Origin of the sequence: Enterococcus sp. DIV1298c (assembly GCF_017316315.1) — a bacterium.
Lineage (GTDB): Bacteria > Bacillota > Bacilli > Lactobacillales > Enterococcaceae > Enterococcus_B > Enterococcus_B mangumiae.
The window spans coordinates 14,326-30,257 of sequence record NZ_JAFLWG010000003.1 but is presented as its reverse complement, the minus strand read 5'-3'; the positions used below and the strand labels follow the sequence as shown (position 1 = coordinate 30,257).

Sequence of the window (15,932 nt, the reverse complement as noted above, 5' to 3'; positions counted from 1 at the left end):
TTATGCTTGCTTCCATTTTTTGTAGAGAAAGCTTACTGTTGCACCAGCCACAATGGCGATAAGTGCAACTGAGATCAAAGCAGTTCTTCCCGTTCCGCCTGTAAAGGGTAAGCTTGTTTGTGGCCGGTTGAGAACAGTCAGCTCAATGGTGACATCATCTGCGGTAGTTAAGTCAACGGTGACTTTTTGTGCTTCTTTTAATAACTCGTAGCCTTGTGGAGCGGTTGTTTCGACTACCCAGTAATCCCGTGAGACTTCACCATTTTCCACATAGTTATTATCATTCGCATCTGTCCAATCTAAGGCTAATCCATCAAACGTAGCGTGGCCATTTTCATCGGAAGTCGTTGTTAAGAAGGTGACTCCTGTTGGTAGATTGGCATCTTCCGCATAACTATTTCCGTTACTGGCAATAAAAATTTTATTGTTTGCATTGCTTTCTGATATGGCAAGTTTGAACTCTGCACCAGCTAGGCCTTCTTCGCTATTTTCTTCAATTTTTTCAATATCAAAACCACCGGTATAGTACTTTGGATTTGTTGTTTCTGGAGGCGTCGTACTTTTCGGACGCTGCCCAGGAATCTGGTGGTTGACGGTAAAGGTGTTTTCAACGATATTGTTCCAACCTTCAGGAACATGGGTACTCAATAAGGTCCGAATATCCGTATAACCGTTTGCTACCGATCCCACTTTGCTCAGCCCTGCCTCTGTCAAGGTAGTGGTTACTGTATTTGTACTACTTTCAAATGAAACGGTGTAATCCTCAGATGCTAAATCGATCCATTCTCCGCCAGCTTGTCTTACTTGCATTTTGGCGCTGTCAGGAATATAGGTCAGATCACTGTTCAGTTCGTCCACCATCGAAAAATTTGGTTGTACTAAATTGCTACCATTACGATAAACGATGGGTTGTCCTGCGACCATCTCAACCGAAGCCACCGCATTCCCGGTTTCATCTAAGATGTCAATGGTGCCTGTTTGACTTGCAATTTGCCAGAGACCGGCAGGGATGTTCGTCGTTAATTCCCATCTAAAGGTTTGCCCAGCTTGTACCGAATCACCTTTTTTATCATTGATAGTCTTGTCTGGGTGAAGCAAATCTTCCAAAATGTTTTTGGGCTCAACTTGAACATCATAAATCAACGAAGATAGATCTGAACGGCTGGTTTGTGGAATATACACAAAGAATGGATAAACAGGCGTTTCAATCTTTTTCCCATCGGTAGCGGCTAAATCAGCACCTGTACGATTATCTGGCAATTCAGTAACTAAATAGATTCCATCATTGGCACGACCGGTGCCTAAATCAAGTATGGCTTTTCCTGTACTATCTGTTGTGATCGTCTGTGCAGTAAAAGTGGAATCGATTTCATAATTCGTTCCTAAGGTTTGTACTTTTGGATCGGTCAAAGAAGCGCCACCGTTTATCTTGTTCACACGCTCTACTTTAAACTGGATTCCAGGGATCAACTCTCGACTTGGATTGGTGACGGTACCGTCACCGCGAGGCTCTAGTTGGCTGAAATCAGTGATTGCATATTTCCAAATCGTTAATGTACGCTGGGATGTTTCATTTGCTATTGCATTGTCCAAGGTTTCGGCATGGATGATTTGGTTATCCTGTAATAATAAATTGCTACCTGAAGATAAACCAGCGGATAATAACAAAGTGGTAAATAATAGCTTAGATAATTGTCTTACTGAAAAAAATTTTTTCTTCATGTTCTCCCTCCTCAACGATTAAGTATTGAATATTTGTTACCGGTTTTGCGCATCTATAGATAAGTGTATCGATTGAACGTCACTCCTTTTTCTTTTCCATACATAGTTTAAGAGTAGTTGAATAAAGACAAATGATTCATAAAAGTTTCATAGATGACACTCTTATTATTAGAAAAAGATTAATTTTACATGAGTAAATAAATATATTATAATGAATATAAAGTGGTGATTTAAAACCTCTCAAGAAAAAAAGAATCGATCTAAGCTTGTTTTCGCTTAGATCGATTCTTAAAAAAGTACGTACTTCAAGAACAGAAATTCATCGATAGAGTGAAAGGGGGAGTCGTTCATGTGGTGACTGTTTCAGACAAGTTTTCTTGATGAACGATGACCTGAACCTTTTTCCACATTTCTTGCAGTGCATTCAATTCAAATTCTCCTGTAAAATCTTCTTTAAAAATATAGACGATGATTCTTTGCAGTTGTTCAAATTTTTTTAAGCCGAGATCGTAATCTTTAGTTAAGGAAATTCTGGCTGCATGAACGAATAATCGCCAAATTCTAAAGCGATAATTATGCCTGTTAGGTTTTCTTTTTAAAACAAATCGAGTCGCACGTTCTACATTCAATTTATTTTTTGAATTCAAGGCTGTGTCATAATAACCGAAATAAAGTAGATCTAATACGATTGGATCAAGTTGTTCTTCGTGGTTTTTACGACGCAGTAAAAACTGTTTGAAAAAATATTCATATTCTTCGTACGATAAAGTTTCGGTGATCGAGGAGAAAAGCAGGAGCTCACCATTTGTCCATAAATCAATACTGTCTAAGTAATCTTTGATTTGCCTAATGACTAGAAGGAGCTGTTGGCTATTGCCTGTCCACTTGTTATACATAATTTCAGCACGTAAAAAAATATATCGATACTTCAGTTCATTTGTTTCTTTAAATCTTAATAACGCCTTCTTTTTTATTTTTTTTAAGGCTGTAGCATCCATTGCAGAGATTGCATCGGTCAGTTCATTCTCCAAGAGGCGTGTTTCAGGCATAAGTATAGGGATCACCGCTTCTAATTCACTCAACTCAATGCCAAGAATATGCAATAGTTTAAGAAAATTGATCAAGTTGATTTCACCTTCCCCTCGAACAAAACGATAGTAAGCGGGACGTGTGATTCCTGAAGAAAAGATTGTTTTTGTCGATATTTTTTTCTCTTTCCGTATGTCGTTCAGTAGCTCACCGAGAGTAAAATCTTGATAACCATTGTTAGTCACTGATTATAGCCTGCCTTTCATCCCTGTATTTACGTAACAGTTATTTTCTTTTCATGATAAAGTTATTCAAAAATCGAGTATAGACGATGTTTATCACAGATGACCTGTTAATTATATTATATTTACCTTATCTATTAGCAATCTTATTTTCCTTGAAAATTAATCAAAAATTAATAATGAGGTAGGTATTTCAATAGTTACAAACGTTATGTTTGACAAACGAAGTGAGATCAACAAAAAAGTCGCCACTTAGAGAGTCTAGAGTAGATGTTTTAAAAATAAAAAATCTAAGGTTCTGAAACAATTTAATCCCGCTAGATTTAGGAAAAACAGCTGGAAAACGGTTGTTAGAAGGAGAATTTGTACGAATAGAAAGGAAAGAAGGATAAAAGCGTGGGCAAACAGGAAGATAAGGCAGGTAAGGTGATAAGTGAAATCTATTTCTATGATTCAAATAAACGCACACTAAAATTAGTGTGCAGAAGAAAAATCAGTGTGTGTTGAAACCGTTCTCTTTGAAAACCCTTTATTTATCAAGGAATTGAGTAATTTAAAAGTTGGCACGGTAATTGCTTATATAAAAGTGTAAGAATAAGAAAAGGAAGTGTTCGAAAATGGAAAAAAGAACAATCATGCTTGTCTGCTCTGCAGGAATGAGTACAAGTTTATTAGTGACAAAAATGCAAAAAGCAGCAGAAGAAAAAGGCGTAGAAGCAGACATCTTTGCAGTCTCAGCATCAGAAGCAGATAGCCAATTAGAATCAAAAAATGTAGACGTTTTATTATTAGGCCCACAAGTACGTTTCATGCAAAGTCAATTTGCTGAAAAATTAGCACCAAAAGGAATTCCATTAGATGTCATCAACATGCAAGACTACGGAATGATGAATGGTGCCAAAGTCTTAGAACAAGCAGAAACGTTGATTAATAAATAATAGAAAAAGAGGGAAGAAAATGGAAGATCAAAAAAATCTAGAAGCCATCATGGGATTGATCATGTTTGGCGGGAACGCAAAAAGCGATGCAATGGAAGCGATTGCTGCTGCGAAAAAAGGCGACTTTGAATTAGCAGATGCAAAAATCAAAGATGCAGAAGAGTCACTTGTTCAAGCGCATCATTCACAAACTGGCTTATTAACACAAGAAGCGCAAGGCGAACATATGGAAGTGACATTATTGACTGTCCACAGTCAGGATCACTTGATGACTTCAATCGCTTTTACTGATTTAGCGAAAGAAATCATCGATCTATATCGTCGAATTGAGGCGTAGATTTTAAAAAAGAAAAGAGGAGAAAGATATGGATAGCTTTGTAGCATTTATGGAAAAACATTTTATACCAGTCGCATCGAAGATCGGTGCGCAACGTCATTTAGTGGCGATTCGTGACGCGTTTATGGTCAGCATGCCATTGATGATTTTAGGCGCTTTAGCTGTTATGATCAATAACTTGCCAATTCCTGGTTTCCAAGAATTGATGAATTCGATTTTTGGCGGCGAAGCATGGAAAGGATTCGGTGCAGCTGCATGGAACGGAACGTTCGCGATTCTTTCTGTATTGATTGCTTTCTTATTAGCATATCATTTAGCAAATGGTTACCGTAAAGACGGCGTATCTGCCGGAGTGATTTCTTTAGGTTCATTTTTCGCACTAGGCGGCGCTCTAGGTATGAGTTCAAACGGATTATTTATTGCAATTATTGTGGGTATTATTTCAACAGAGATTTTTGTACGTTTAAGCGGAAATGAAAAATTGATCATCAAAATGCCAGACGGAGTGCCACCAGCAGTTGCGAAAGCATTTGCGTCATTGCTACCAGCAATGATCACGATCTCAGTATTTGCACTAGTCGCTGCGATTTTCGCTGCATTTGGTGTTGCTGATATTGTCGGTGCATTCTACACAGTAGTTCAAGAACCATTTATGGGTCTTGCTAACTCTTATCCATCTGCATTATTACTTGCATTTATTACACCGTTCCTTTGGTTCTTCGGACTTCACGGAGCAAACATGGTCGATCCATTGATGCAAACAATCAATGCACCAGCGATCCAAGCAAACGTAGAAGCGATTGCTAATGGACAAAACGCACCATTTATCGTCAACAAACCTTTCTTTGACAGCTTTGTCAACTTAGGTGGTACAGGTGCGACACTAGGATTATTGATTGCGATCTACTTAGTAGGACGTAGAAATAAACCTTATATGGTCGTAACAAACTTATCGATTGCACCGGGTATTTTCAACATCAATGAGCCAACGATGTTTGGTTTACCAATCGTGTTGAATCCAGTGATGTTCATTCCATTCATTTTAACACCAATGGTTTTAGTAACTGTTGCGTACTTTGCGACATCAACAGGACTTGTGCCAGCAGCTACAGTGATGCCACCATGGGTAACACCACCAGTGATCGGCGGATTCTTAGCAACAAACAGTTTATCTGGCGCAGTATTATCTGCGGTCAACTTATTGATCTCAATTTTGATCTACCTACCGTTTGTTAAAGTAGCAACGATCCAAGAGATGAAAAAAGAAACATTAAAAGCTTAATAAAAATGCGGAGAGCCAATGCGTGCTCTCCGTTTTTTGCATTACTACTGTTATCGTTGCTATTTTTGGGAAAGCAACGTATAGTTTTTGTAAGCATTTTATTTCGTTAGGAGGCTAGTGTATGAATACTTTAGATATCCAAAAAAGGATCGAGCGATTCCAAGAATATGGTCGTTCTTTACCGGCTGCAAAAGTGTATTTTCGTGAAGACTGGGAGACGCTTTATTTTGATTTATTAGGCAAGCAGTTTGGGATGATGAGCCCAGAAGCAAATGAAAAAGCACTGATCACGCTAAAACATTTTCCTGAAAAAAATGAAGAATTGCGGACGCTATATCCTGAGATCATTATTCCTGGTTACTATGCGAATAAGAAACATTGGAATTCGATCATGTTAGCTAAAGATGAGCTATCAGATGAAGAAATCGAAAAAATGATTTTGATTTCTTATGAATTAGTGCTAGCGAAATTCTCTAAAAAACAACAAGAAGAAATCAAACACTCAGTGATAGAAGAGGATTGAATCCTTGAATCGGCAGAAATCATATTTTAGTTGATAAAAAAGGTCTGGAAATAGGGAAAACCTATTTCCAGACGCTTAATAAGATTTGGGTATAGCTAGACTAGTTGATATCGATGATGTGACTCTACATTTTTGTCACAGAAATGATCAGCATCATCGGACGACGTAATTCCTCTTTCATCCCAGGTAAATCTAGCATGTGAGTAGGTGGCATAGGTTCCAATACATGGTTGATCTGAAAGCCATTGGACAATAAAGTCTCAAGATAACTGGTGATCGTTCGATGGTATTTTTTTACAGGAGAGCCTAAGAAATTCGTGTGGCGCTCGCCTTCGTCAAAATAATGATCAACCGGAAAGTGCATGATCTGGTCCTCTTCGCCATAAATCCAATCTTGTCGACCGTCTGCTGTAAAAACAGGATGTTCAACGGAAAAAAGAAATTGTCCATGCGGTTTTAGAAAATGATGGACATGTTTGACGAGTTGCGCCCAATTCGCCACATAATGGATAGCCAAAGAGCTGAATACGAAATCAAACGAGTCTTTCTCAAATTGAATCGTTGAAATATTGTCTTGTCGATAACTGATCTTGGGATCGTTGGTTCGAGCGCGTGCTTCTTCTAGCATTTTCTCAGATAAATCGACACCGATGATTTTTTTTGCTCCCTGTGAAGCGGCGTAACGACAGTGCCAGCCGTAGCCACATCCAAGATCAAGGACTGTTTGGTCATGAAGATCTGGAAAGATACTAGCAAGCGTTGGCCATTCGCCAGCACCTTGTAATCCTTTTTTGCTGCGAGGCATTTCTTTGTATTGGTCAAAAAATTGTTGATCGTCGTAAATATTAGTCATGATTGATTCCTCCATGTAATTTTTTATTGGCTTAAACTACATGGAGCTCATCTCTTTTGTGTGCAATCATCTCGCTCACTCCTTTGACCCCTATTTTAGCTTAGCTCAGAAAAAGAAGCAAAAATTCACAATCAATAAAAAATGATGAATCATTTATTTGTCGAACGCATGGATAACGAATGGAGGGTGAAAAAGTTGAATACGTATAAATGGATCAGATTAAGTGAACATCCAGAACTATTAAAAGAAACTGCCCGCTGGTTTTCTTCAAAGTGGGGGATTCCTGTTGCTGTTTATGAAGAAAGCATTCATACGGGTATCGTTAAAAAGGACAGCATTCCACAATGGTACGTGGTTCTGGATGAAAATGAAGCAATTGTTGGGGGCGCCGGTGTCATCGAAAATGATTTCCATGATCGTCCTGATTTGGCTCCTAATCTTTGTGCCTTGTACGTTGAGCCAGAAAAACGAAAACAACGGTTAGCAAAGTGGATACTAGAACAAAGCAGAAAAGAAATGTATCGATTAGGATTCAAAAAACTGTATTTGATCACAGATCATACGTCCTTTTATGAACGATACGATTGGTCGTTTTTGACCACGGTCAAGGAAGAAGGCGGAACATCCACTCGTTTATATCAAAGTGACACCATTGGATAAAAAGAGAAACGAGCCTGAAATAGTAGTGCCTTTGTACTTCCTATAACCGTATAAACGGTGTTCCAGAAGTAGCTCCTACAGAAATAAGCGTGAACCCCCAAAAATTTGAAGAACAATTTTTTGGGGGTCACGCTTATTTCTCGGAGTTGAGCACTTCTGTCACAACCTCTTTGCTTGTTCTCTCCGTTGTTTCTTTTCATCGTAAATAAAGATATTCCGTACGATACGCAAGATGGGGCGAGTGGTCAAGAAGATGGCGCCTGCCAAATATAAGTAATTGCTGTAATAATCAGGGATTTTTGTGATCAAAGCAATACTTCCTAAGACATAAAAGATTCCTGTGAGTAAATCAACCGCTAAGGAAATCAATGTATAGCGGTTTTGGAAATACAGACGAAAACGCCGCCCACGAATCTCAATATCTTCTTCTTTGCCAATCTCGACATCATGGGTATTTCGTTTGATTTTTGGCATGTAAATCACCTAACTAATTTTTGTTCTAAGGTTTCAAGACAACTTTGATGTTTTTATCTTCTTTTTTATCAAAAATCTCGTATGCTCGAGCCGCTTCTTCTAATGGCATAGAATGAGTAATGATTTGCGTTGGATCAAATAATCCTTCTGCGATCATGTTATAAATTTTCGGCATCAAATGAACGACCGGTGCTTGTCCATGTTTTACATCGATATTTCGCATAAAGAATTCTTGAAGCGGATACGACGAAGCAGGTGTCATATATACACCTGTGATTTGAACCGTACCAAATTTTTTCACCGCTTTCGCTGCCATTTGGATCGGTGAGATCGTACCACTTTGTAGACTGACTAGATTTTTAGCTTTTTCTTTTGTGGGTTCTAGACCATCCATTCCGACACAGTCAATGATGACATCTGCGCCACCACGAGCTAATTCGTATAAGTCATCTCCAGCTTGGTTTATATCATCTAATAGATATGTTTCGATTTGGTTGTAACGAACTGCTTTGTCTAATCGGTGTTCCACCGGATCAACAGCAATGACACGCTTTGCTCCTGCCATAACAGCAAATTTTTGTGCAAATAAACCGACTGGACCTGAACCCAAAACGACAACAGTGGCATCTTTTTTCACGCCAGCATTTGCGACACTCCAATAGGCAGTTGGTAAAATATCAGATAAAAATAAGACTTTTTCATCAGGCAAATCATTATCTGGAACGACAAATGACGTAGAATCGGCGAAAGGTACGCGCAGATACTCTGCTTGCCCGCCCCAGTGATTCCCATTCAATTTACCGAAACCGAATAAGCCACCGTACAATTCTTCTTGATTGGAATTGTCACACTGACTTTCCATGTGGTTTGCACAAAAATGACAATGACCACAACTAATATTAAAAGGAATAACGACACGTTGTCCTTTTTTCAACTTCTTCACTTCAGAACCAACTTCTTCAACGATCCCCATAGGCTCATGCCCAACGACATAACCTTTTTCCATTACGGATTCCCCATGGTGATAAAGATGGAGATCAGATCCACAAATCGCTGTTGCAGTGATACGGATGATTGCATCCGTGGGTGCTAAAATTTTTGGATCATCGACATTTCTAATTTCCATTTTTTGCTTTCCTTGCCAAGTAACTGCTTTCATCGTAGTGCTCCTCTCCTGTTTTCGTTCATAAAGCTAACAATAGTTATTTATAAATTCATTCTAAGGGAATCTCACTATTTTTCACAATGATACGCGCTTTTAGCTTTTGGAAAAAAGAGTAAAATAACTGTTATTAAAAAAAGAAAGTTGTAGATTTATCCAGTGAAAGTTATAATTATAGTAGTTGATTTTTAGTAAAATCAATCGTAAAACAACACTTTTTGTTGGAATAGGAAAGGAGAGAAATGAGAAATAATCGAATCATCAAGATAATTATAGGATTCATATGTACAGTTCTGTTGTTTTTTTTATCTATCGGAGGTAGTTTTTACACGGCTTTAGCCAACGAAGAATTCATGAATGAACAAATGAAACAAGCAAACTACATAGAAAAAGTAACGAGAGAGATCAATGGGCGTGTCCAGAGCTACCACCAAGAAGCTCGAGTTGCCCCAGAGGTGCTTGCGGACAGTGTGTCCGAAGACTTGGTCAAAAAGAATATCGAACATTTTGTGAAAGAAACCTATCGGGACGGACAGCCAGAGTTGATCCAAGTGACCGAATTGGAAGAACACATCAAAGAGATGATCCATACATATAAAACAGAACATGACATCGATATTGAAGAAGGGGTCGCAGGTGAAGAATTAGCTTTACATATGATTATCGGCATTTTTGAACGAAGTGTGCAACCAAGCTATCTGTATCTTTTCATTCAAGGGATCAATGAGTTGAGGGAACAGGTCCATACCTATGCTTGGGTCATTGCTAGTGTGAGTGTTTTGATTTTCGTAGGTTTCATTTATTTGAATCCTGGTTCTATCCGCTCACGAATCAAGAAATTTTCGTTTAGTTTGGTTGGGGCAGGGGTGATAAGTTTAGCGTTTGCCGCCACTTTATACTATGCGCAAATTTTGCAGATCGAAGAACAGATGGATTCACTTCAAGACTTGATGAGAACGTATCTTACTAATTTTGCATTTGTTTTATTATTCATCGGCGGAAGTGAGATCTTAGTTGGTGGCTTCGCTTGGATCATTACGAAAAGAGAAAAAAAGAAAGCGAAGCAATGAGATATCAATAGAAAAAAAGATGAAACACCAAAAGTCCGCCACCTAGTTAAACAGGTGGCAGACTTTTTAGACTGAAGCGGCTTGAAATAGCTATTTTTGACGGACTATACCATACCCTCAATCAAACATTTTTTTCGCTGCACGCAATAATGTAGGGATATCTTTGTCATAGCGGGGTGTTTTCACCAAACGTGACATAGGAATACCTGCAAAGTGGAATGCGGCAATTTCGCCCGAGCGGACAGCACTTTGTTCAGTAAAGATCATTTGATACGGCTGTTCAACGAACTCACCCGTAAAGGCAAGGTTTGTTGAATGTTTAGGAATGACTTTTGGTCGATCACTTTTCGCACGATTGTTGAACAAAGCAGAAGCGTACGGCATGTAGACTGGGATGTTATTGATGACACTATCATAGATCTCAGTTTCTTTTTCACGAATATTTATTGGACCAGGATCAACTTTTGATAGCTGGCCAAGCAATTCTTCCAGCATTTCTTTCCCGTTCATTTTAATATATTCTTTGTCGACAAATTCACCACGACGTCTTGGGTATAAGAAGTAACCCCAAATAACTGTTTCATTCGGTTTTTGTGAAGTGAAATGTGGTTGGTGATGAACGACGATCGACATATTGACATCTTTATGACCAAGCGGTGTGATCGGTGTCGTTGAAATAAATGAATTCAATGCATTACCTGGTTCTTGGGTGGTGATACGAGTGATCTCGTTTAGCAATACATGATTTTTCGTTGTCAACGTAAAGCTGACCCATTCACTTGCGTCTCGGTCGGCGAAAAATTTATCTGGATTACCAAGATTATAAAATTTTTCACTGGCTTTTTTCCATAAACTTGAAGCAGCACCATAATCCATATTTTCCGCTGCTGGTGTTTCATAGTCGCCAAGTGTGGCAGAATCCGTAATTGACCCATTCGTAAATAATACACCCGTATCTCCGTCGACTACGACATGTTCTTCTTCTTGTGTTTTTGTATTGATCATTTTCAAACCTGTGACTGTGATTTCATCTTGCATCGCTGTTTCTTTGAATTCCCAATCAACCACGCGACGATTCAAAATGATTTTACAGCCTTGTTCTTTCAAATAGTTGATCAATGGTAACATGATACTTTCGTATTGATTGTAGCGTGTTCGATTAACACCGACTAAATGCTCGATTTGAGTAAATTCATAAATCATTTGGTGCATATAGCGACGTAATTCTTGTGCGGAGCTACGTGTCCGAAACGCAAAAGTGGTTTCCCACATAAACCAGAAATTTGTTTCAAAGAAATGAGGATCGTCTTTGAAATATTCAGCGATAGTCACGTTATCCAATTTTTCTTCTTCTGAATCCGGCATAGCGATCAGTTTTGTTAGTAATACGCGATCTTTATTGTTAAAGCCTAATTTACCGCCATCAATGATTCCTTTACCGCCTTCCAATAACCGTGCTTTATCGAAAGACGGATGTTTTGCATCAAAATCACGTGTATCTTCTTCCGCAGTCATGCCCGGTTCTGTCGCAGAAGGGATACGACTGAGTAAGTCCATCAAATCGACATACGTCCGGTAGTTCAACATACGTCCACCACGTGCCACGTATCCTTTTTGATTTTCTAAAGGATGATTTTTGTTCCAATATTCATCGGTAACAGTATCAACAGGAGCACCATCATTTGATCCATGATCATCCAAGGAGTAGAAAGTGATTTGGTCTCCCCGCCATTTTCCTTCTTGGATCAAATAAACAGCCGCTGCCATATTTGCGATACCTGCGCCAATCATAATTGCTTTCTTTTTTTGCATTGTCCGTTCCTCCAATATCTCCTCATTCATTGCATTCAAGCGATGGGTCTAGATTGATTCGAATTCATCATAAAGGTGACTATCATCTTCTAGTAAGCCTGTTTTTTTGCCAAGATAAACAGCTCCTAAAGCGACTAATCCTAAGCTAATGCCTACTTTTAACCATTTTTTGTTCATCAAAAAAACCTCCTTTTGGTTTGTGAACTATTTCTACTTAAAAGCATAGAGCGTTTGAAAAAATATGCCAAATGATAGGGTAAGTGAGTAGCTAGGATTTTTGACAGTTTGCAGGAAGTGTCTGTTTTTCAGTGTGTTTTGTAATAGATTCTTAAGAAAGAGGGAAAGAAATTTTTTTGAAGACAAGTTATAATCTATTTGAATCAGAAAGGTGTGGGAAAAGATGAAGAGTCCAAAGGTAAGAAAAATAGGAAACAGTGTCGGTGTCATGTTGCCTAAGGAACTTGAGTTGCATGAGGATGCCATTTTGAGTTATCCGACAGAGGGCACAATTTTGATGATCGAAGCAAAGGAAGTGGTGAGAGACCGAGAACGTAAAGAAATAGAAAAAGCATTTGCTGATTTTTCAAAAGGCTTAGTAGTTTCCGAGACTGAAATGAAAGATACTTTTAGTACATATGGTTGGGGTGAGTAGATGAGTTGATCAATGAAGGGGAAAATGAATTATTTTTATCTGAAGAAAATATAAGTCATTTTGTCAGTACGATCTATCAAGCAATAGAAGTTATCTATCGGGTGTCAAGTTTTAGATCTATAGCAAATGAACTACCACTACAATCTACACTATATCTAAAAAAAGAAAACACAAGCATCCGTGTTTTCTTTTTTTACTTAAACTGGACGAAACTCCTTACTCTTAGTAGGATAGGAGTAGAAGAAAAAGTGGGGTGTCAGGATGTTTAATGAAACGTTAGTCCATTTGTTGGAATGGTTGATTGCGATTTTGAATGTGTTCTCGATTTTAGTCTTGCTTGTAGGTATTTTTTTAGTTTTAAAAAATTTGATGATGGAGCGTCCATTGATCAAAGATTATGCGACACGCAATCGGCGGAATGCAGAGGCTCGAAAACTGCTTGCTAGTTATATTTTATTGAGTTTAGAGGTGTTGGTTGTTGCCGATATCATTGAATCTGTGATCAAACCAACTTGGACAGATATTTTGAAATTGGCATTGATCATCATCATTCGCACGATCATCTCTTATTTCTTGAATTTAGAAATAGCAGGACATGTATCGCATGAAAGAAGGGAAGTATGATGGAAATTAGCTGGATGACGCTTCTTTATCCATACCTTGAATGGCTCGTCTTGATTTTAGATATTTTCGCTATTGTGATTTTATTATGGGGAGGATTTCTTTCAGTCAAAGATTTTTTGAAAGATTCCTTGAACCGGTCATTTAAACAGAATGAACGAGTCCATCAAAACAATGGGATCAAAAAAATGTTAGGTGGCTATATCTTGTTGAGTTTAGAGGTCTTGATTTCTGCTGGGATCATTGAGTCGATCATCAAACCAACATTACAGGATATTTTTCAGTTGGCTGCATTAGTGGTGATTCGTACGATCATCTCTTATTTCTTGAATAAAGAAATCGGCCCAGCGGATGTCTGAGAGTAATGGTCAAATGAAGAGAAAAGACAAGAGAATAAAGCTGTAACAGAAGAGTTCAGCGTCAAAAATAAGCGCTAAATCCCCAAAATCAGATGAACGATTTTCGGGACTTAGCGCTTTTTTTTAAGGGATTGCATATTACTAAGACAATCATCTAATGACGATTATTCAAACCAGCATCGGTTTTCCGATCTGTTTGGCTTAATACAAGCCAAAACTAGCTAACCAAGCTAGGATCACTGCTAAAGGACCAGTTAATAATCGAGAGAAAAGAACCGCAGGTACACCAATTTCAACGGTATAAGGTTCTGCTTCGGCAAGGGTCAAACCAACTGGTGTGAAATCTGCGCCTGCTTGAGAGTTGATGGCAAAAAGGGCAGGCAAGGCCATCGCAGGGGCGATCGTTCCTTTGCCGATCTCCACACCGAGCAATACGCCAACGACTTGAGCAATAACAGCTCCAGGACCTAGAACGGGTGATAAAACAGGGATCGAACAAATCAGCGAAAGAATCACTAAACCGACGACACTGCCAGATAAAGGTTTGACACCACTTGCAATGATATCACCGATACCTGTGTAGTTGATAATTCCTACTAACATACTGACAAATGCCATAAAAGGCAAGATATTTTTGATGACGATATCAATCGTGTCACGACCTGCTTGATAGAAAATTCCGACGACATTCCCGACGGATCGACCGAGTCTATTGATCAGACCTAAAAAGCCGCCTTGGGTTTCAGCAACTTTAGCTTTTGCTTCAGCTACCTGTTCTTTTTTCGTTGGCACAGGTTCTGCTGCGGGTGCTACAGGAGTAGCGGTTTCTTCACCCGCGACCACGATATCTTCTAGTGTGACACCTGAAACAAAGTTCTTTTCGTTGATGAATTTCATTAGAGGCCCAGAAGGTGTGGTCGGATGCAAATTAACGGTCATCACATTCAACTTTGGATAGACGCCACAACGAGCTGTTCCTCCACAGTCGACAACCGCACAAATCATTTTTTCAGGTTCGACTTTTTCTTTAAAACCGTCAACGGCCTCTACACCTAGCAAATCAGCGATTTTTTGAGCAACTGGATGGACGCCGCCACCAGTGACTGAAGCGACCACGGTTTTTTCTTCTGTTGGTTGTAAAGTTAATGGACCTCCCCAACCTTTCGTACCTTGACTTACAATGACTTTATTGGACATAAATTTTCCTCCCTTTCGATGACAGTTTATTCAGCTGTTTCTTTCCACATGATTTTTGTCAATAATTCTGTAACGATACCGCGAATCGTAATGACAACCATTCCCACTAAAAAGTAGCGAACAGCTAAAGGCATCACGGATAGACCTAAAGTTGTCAATCCTGAAGCGATTCCCGTCCAGACAAAGAGTTCTCCAGCATTTGCGTGGGGAAATAGTCCAGTGATCGGGTGAACCAATGAAACAGCTGAATCATAGAAAGCGGGTTTTTGTTTCTCTTTTAAGAAACGTCCAAAAGAATAACACATTGGATTTGTTAAGAAGAAGACAGCTAAAAGGGGGAAGACGCTATAACGTAAAATAATATTTTTCGTACAGAATTGAGCGAATGCTGATACACGCTCTTCACCAACTAGAGCGATGAGAGCATTTACAAATGTCAATAAAACAATTAAGGTTGGAAGAATACCAGTGATCAACCCCATAAAGTTCTCGCCACCAGCATCAAAAACTCCGATAAAATTTTCTGCAATCGATACTAAAAAATCCATTACACTACCTCCAGTCTATTTTTTTCAATTTGGATCAATTGAAGTGCTTGTTCAAATGCTGCTTTTCTTTGCTTATTAGAAAGTAAGCTAAATGTTTCATTTGTTTTCTTTCCAATAAACTCTTTTTTCTCTTTGAATCGAGCGAATATTGTGATCCCTGACATTTCCCTACAGGATAGGATCAGGCCGTTTTGATCCGTTACTAATAAAAGAATCACGCCTCTTCCTAAATTAAACTTCGCTTTTGCGACTCCTACGCCTAAAAAACCAGTGTGGCGTTTTTTGATCTCGTTTAACTCTTTACGGTAGTTGATATGCTGCAAATAAGATAATAGGATCTGGATCACCCAACAAGCAGCGAGCAAGAAAATAAGTGATTTATATTGGAGCATCAGATAAATCTCCTTCCCTGTGTTATTTGTAAGCGCTTTATAATTAAAATACTAAATTG

The 15,932-nt window shown here is 38.8% G+C and carries 19 protein-coding genes; 9 read left to right on the top strand and 10 right to left on the bottom strand.

What is annotated here, in order from left to right; genetic code table 11:
* Nucleotides 1-1,722, bottom strand: coding sequence for a SpaH/EbpB family LPXTG-anchored major pilin (locus tag JZO83_RS00630; RefSeq protein ID WP_207114751.1), 1,722 nt, complete (start codon nucleotides 1,720-1,722; stop codon nucleotides 1-3).
* Between the two features lie 347 nt (nucleotides 1,723-2,069).
* Entirely contained in the window at nucleotides 2,070-2,996 is a 927-nt protein-coding gene (locus tag JZO83_RS00625) for a helix-turn-helix transcriptional regulator (protein WP_207114750.1), read from the bottom strand.
* A 614-nt stretch (nucleotides 2,997-3,610) separates the two neighbouring features.
* On the opposite strand from JZO83_RS00625, the gene JZO83_RS00620 reads away from it, so the two are divergent.
* The 4 genes from JZO83_RS00620 (at nucleotide 3,611) to JZO83_RS00605 (ending at nucleotide 6,073) form a co-directional block, all read left to right on the top strand.
* The gene (locus JZO83_RS00620; RefSeq protein WP_206855584.1) at nucleotides 3,611-3,931 is read left to right on the top strand and encodes a PTS sugar transporter subunit IIB; all 321 of its coding nucleotides are present in this window, start codon (nucleotides 3,611-3,613) and stop codon (nucleotides 3,929-3,931) included.
* 19 nt (nucleotides 3,932-3,950) lie between these two features.
* Nucleotides 3,951-4,268: a PTS lactose/cellobiose transporter subunit IIA gene (locus JZO83_RS00615; protein WP_019723249.1), complete on the top strand. Its 318-nt coding sequence runs from the start codon at nucleotides 3,951-3,953 to the stop codon at nucleotides 4,266-4,268.
* Between the two features lie 28 nt (nucleotides 4,269-4,296).
* Nucleotides 4,297-5,550 carry a PTS sugar transporter subunit IIC gene (locus JZO83_RS00610; RefSeq protein WP_206855586.1) on the top strand — a complete coding sequence of 418 codons (1,254 nt, stop codon included), beginning with the start codon at nucleotides 4,297-4,299 and terminating at the stop codon, nucleotides 5,548-5,550.
* A 121-nt stretch (nucleotides 5,551-5,671) separates the two neighbouring features.
* Nucleotides 5,672-6,073: an MmcQ/YjbR family DNA-binding protein gene (locus tag JZO83_RS00605; protein WP_207114749.1), complete on the top strand. Its 402-nt coding sequence runs from the start codon at nucleotides 5,672-5,674 to the stop codon at nucleotides 6,071-6,073.
* 124 nt (nucleotides 6,074-6,197) lie between these two features.
* Here the strand turns inward: JZO83_RS00605 and JZO83_RS00600 are convergent, their stop codons facing one another.
* Entirely contained in the window at nucleotides 6,198-6,926 is a 729-nt protein-coding gene (locus JZO83_RS00600; protein ID WP_207114748.1) for a class I SAM-dependent methyltransferase, read from the bottom strand.
* A gap of 195 nt (nucleotides 6,927-7,121) precedes the next feature.
* Here JZO83_RS00600 and JZO83_RS00595 point away from each other — a divergent pair, with 195 nt between their 5' ends.
* Nucleotides 7,122-7,586, top strand: coding sequence for a GNAT family N-acetyltransferase (locus JZO83_RS00595; protein ID WP_206855595.1), 465 nt, complete (start codon nucleotides 7,122-7,124; stop codon nucleotides 7,584-7,586).
* A gap of 159 nt (nucleotides 7,587-7,745) precedes the next feature.
* Here JZO83_RS00595 and JZO83_RS00590 read toward each other — a convergent pair whose 3' ends face one another.
* Both JZO83_RS00590 and JZO83_RS00585 read right to left on the bottom strand, forming a co-directional pair.
* Nucleotides 7,746-8,060, bottom strand: coding sequence for a YrhK family protein (locus tag JZO83_RS00590; protein ID WP_206855597.1), 315 nt, complete (start codon nucleotides 8,058-8,060; stop codon nucleotides 7,746-7,748).
* Between the two features lie 25 nt (nucleotides 8,061-8,085).
* Nucleotides 8,086-9,219: an alcohol dehydrogenase catalytic domain-containing protein gene (locus JZO83_RS00585; protein WP_207114747.1), complete on the bottom strand. Its 1,134-nt coding sequence runs from the start codon at nucleotides 9,217-9,219 to the stop codon at nucleotides 8,086-8,088.
* Between the two features lie 245 nt (nucleotides 9,220-9,464).
* On the opposite strand from JZO83_RS00585, the gene JZO83_RS00580 reads away from it, so the two are divergent.
* Nucleotides 9,465-10,292: a hypothetical protein gene (locus JZO83_RS00580; RefSeq protein ID WP_207114746.1), complete on the top strand. Its 828-nt coding sequence runs from the start codon at nucleotides 9,465-9,467 to the stop codon at nucleotides 10,290-10,292.
* A 117-nt stretch (nucleotides 10,293-10,409) separates the two neighbouring features.
* On the opposite strand, the gene JZO83_RS00575 is transcribed toward JZO83_RS00580, so the two are convergent.
* Together JZO83_RS00575 and JZO83_RS00570 are read right to left on the bottom strand one after the other, a co-directional pair.
* Entirely contained in the window at nucleotides 10,410-12,134 is a 1,725-nt protein-coding gene (locus tag JZO83_RS00575; protein ID WP_277990886.1) for an oleate hydratase, read from the bottom strand.
* Nucleotides 12,135-12,152: 18 nt separating this feature from the next.
* Nucleotides 12,153-12,281: a methanol dehydrogenase gene (locus JZO83_RS00570; RefSeq protein ID WP_206855610.1), complete on the bottom strand. Its 129-nt coding sequence runs from the start codon at nucleotides 12,279-12,281 to the stop codon at nucleotides 12,153-12,155.
* Nucleotides 12,282-12,504: 223 nt separating this feature from the next.
* Between JZO83_RS00570 and JZO83_RS00565 the strand changes: the two genes are divergently transcribed.
* The 3 genes from JZO83_RS00565 (at nucleotide 12,505) to JZO83_RS00555 (ending at nucleotide 13,736) form a co-directional block, all read left to right on the top strand.
* Nucleotides 12,505-12,756 carry an AbrB family transcriptional regulator gene (locus JZO83_RS00565; RefSeq protein ID WP_207114744.1) on the top strand — a complete coding sequence of 84 codons (252 nt, stop codon included), beginning with the start codon at nucleotides 12,505-12,507 and terminating at the stop codon, nucleotides 12,754-12,756.
* Nucleotides 12,757-13,017: 261 nt separating this feature from the next.
* Nucleotides 13,018-13,380, top strand: a complete 363-nt coding sequence (locus JZO83_RS00560) for a DUF1622 domain-containing protein (RefSeq protein ID WP_207114743.1) — start codon at nucleotides 13,018-13,020, stop codon at nucleotides 13,378-13,380.
* A complete protein-coding gene (locus tag JZO83_RS00555; RefSeq protein WP_207114742.1) occupies nucleotides 13,380-13,736 on the top strand; it encodes a DUF1622 domain-containing protein in 357 nt (118 codons plus the stop codon). The genes JZO83_RS00560 and JZO83_RS00555 overlap by 1 nt, the downstream gene beginning before the upstream one ends.
* Before the next feature lie 201 nt (nucleotides 13,737-13,937).
* Here JZO83_RS00555 and JZO83_RS00550 read toward each other — a convergent pair whose 3' ends face one another.
* The 3 genes from JZO83_RS00550 to JZO83_RS00540 are packed head-to-tail and all read right to left on the bottom strand — an operon-like array spanning nucleotide 13,938 to nucleotide 15,873.
* Complete coding sequence (locus tag JZO83_RS00550) at nucleotides 13,938-14,933, bottom strand: PTS glucitol/sorbitol transporter subunit IIB (RefSeq protein WP_207114741.1); 996 nt, start codon at nucleotides 14,931-14,933, stop codon at nucleotides 13,938-13,940.
* A 26-nt stretch (nucleotides 14,934-14,959) separates the two neighbouring features.
* Nucleotides 14,960-15,481 carry a PTS glucitol/sorbitol transporter subunit IIC gene (locus JZO83_RS00545; RefSeq protein WP_207114740.1) on the bottom strand — a complete coding sequence of 174 codons (522 nt, stop codon included), beginning with the start codon at nucleotides 15,479-15,481 and terminating at the stop codon, nucleotides 14,960-14,962.
* Nucleotides 15,481-15,873 (bottom strand): transcriptional regulator GutM, encoded by a 393-nt coding sequence (locus JZO83_RS00540; RefSeq protein ID WP_207114739.1) that lies wholly within the window; start codon nucleotides 15,871-15,873, stop codon nucleotides 15,481-15,483. The genes JZO83_RS00545 and JZO83_RS00540 overlap by 1 nt, the downstream gene beginning before the upstream one ends.
* Nucleotides 15,874-15,932: the final 59 nt, after the last annotated feature.

Coding starts and splice junctions, on each gene's coding strand:
- JZO83_RS00630 (WP_207114751.1), bottom strand. CDS start 1,722: ATGAAGAAAAAATTTTTTTCAGTAAGACAATTATCTAAGCTATTATTT.
- JZO83_RS00620 (WP_206855584.1), top strand. CDS start 3,611: ATGGAAAAAAGAACAATCATGCTTGTCTGCTCTGCAGGAATGAGTACA.
- JZO83_RS00565 (WP_207114744.1), top strand. CDS start 12,505: ATGAAGAGTCCAAAGGTAAGAAAAATAGGAAACAGTGTCGGTGTCATG.
- JZO83_RS00615 (WP_019723249.1), top strand. CDS start 3,951: ATGGAAGATCAAAAAAATCTAGAAGCCATCATGGGATTGATCATGTTT.
- JZO83_RS00585 (WP_207114747.1), bottom strand. CDS start 9,219: ATGAAAGCAGTTACTTGGCAAGGAAAGCAAAAAATGGAAATTAGAAAT.
- JZO83_RS00605 (WP_207114749.1), top strand. CDS start 5,672: ATGAATACTTTAGATATCCAAAAAAGGATCGAGCGATTCCAAGAATAT.
- JZO83_RS00560 (WP_207114743.1), top strand. CDS start 13,018: ATGTTTAATGAAACGTTAGTCCATTTGTTGGAATGGTTGATTGCGATT.
- JZO83_RS00550 (WP_207114741.1), bottom strand. CDS start 14,933: ATGTCCAATAAAGTCATTGTAAGTCAAGGTACGAAAGGTTGGGGAGGT.
- JZO83_RS00545 (WP_207114740.1), bottom strand. CDS start 15,481: ATGGATTTTTTAGTATCGATTGCAGAAAATTTTATCGGAGTTTTTGAT.
- JZO83_RS00570 (WP_206855610.1), bottom strand. CDS start 12,281: ATGAACAAAAAATGGTTAAAAGTAGGCATTAGCTTAGGATTAGTCGCT.
- JZO83_RS00580 (WP_207114746.1), top strand. CDS start 9,465: ATGAGAAATAATCGAATCATCAAGATAATTATAGGATTCATATGTACA.
- JZO83_RS00555 (WP_207114742.1), top strand. CDS start 13,380: ATGGAAATTAGCTGGATGACGCTTCTTTATCCATACCTTGAATGGCTC.
- JZO83_RS00610 (WP_206855586.1), top strand. CDS start 4,297: ATGGATAGCTTTGTAGCATTTATGGAAAAACATTTTATACCAGTCGCA.
- JZO83_RS00540 (WP_207114739.1), bottom strand. CDS start 15,873: ATGCTCCAATATAAATCACTTATTTTCTTGCTCGCTGCTTGTTGGGTG.
- JZO83_RS00590 (WP_206855597.1), bottom strand. CDS start 8,060: ATGCCAAAAATCAAACGAAATACCCATGATGTCGAGATTGGCAAAGAA.
- JZO83_RS00600 (WP_207114748.1), bottom strand. CDS start 6,926: ATGACTAATATTTACGACGATCAACAATTTTTTGACCAATACAAAGAA.
- JZO83_RS00575 (WP_277990886.1), bottom strand. CDS start 12,134: ATGAATGAGGAGATATTGGAGGAACGGACAATGCAAAAAAAGAAAGCA.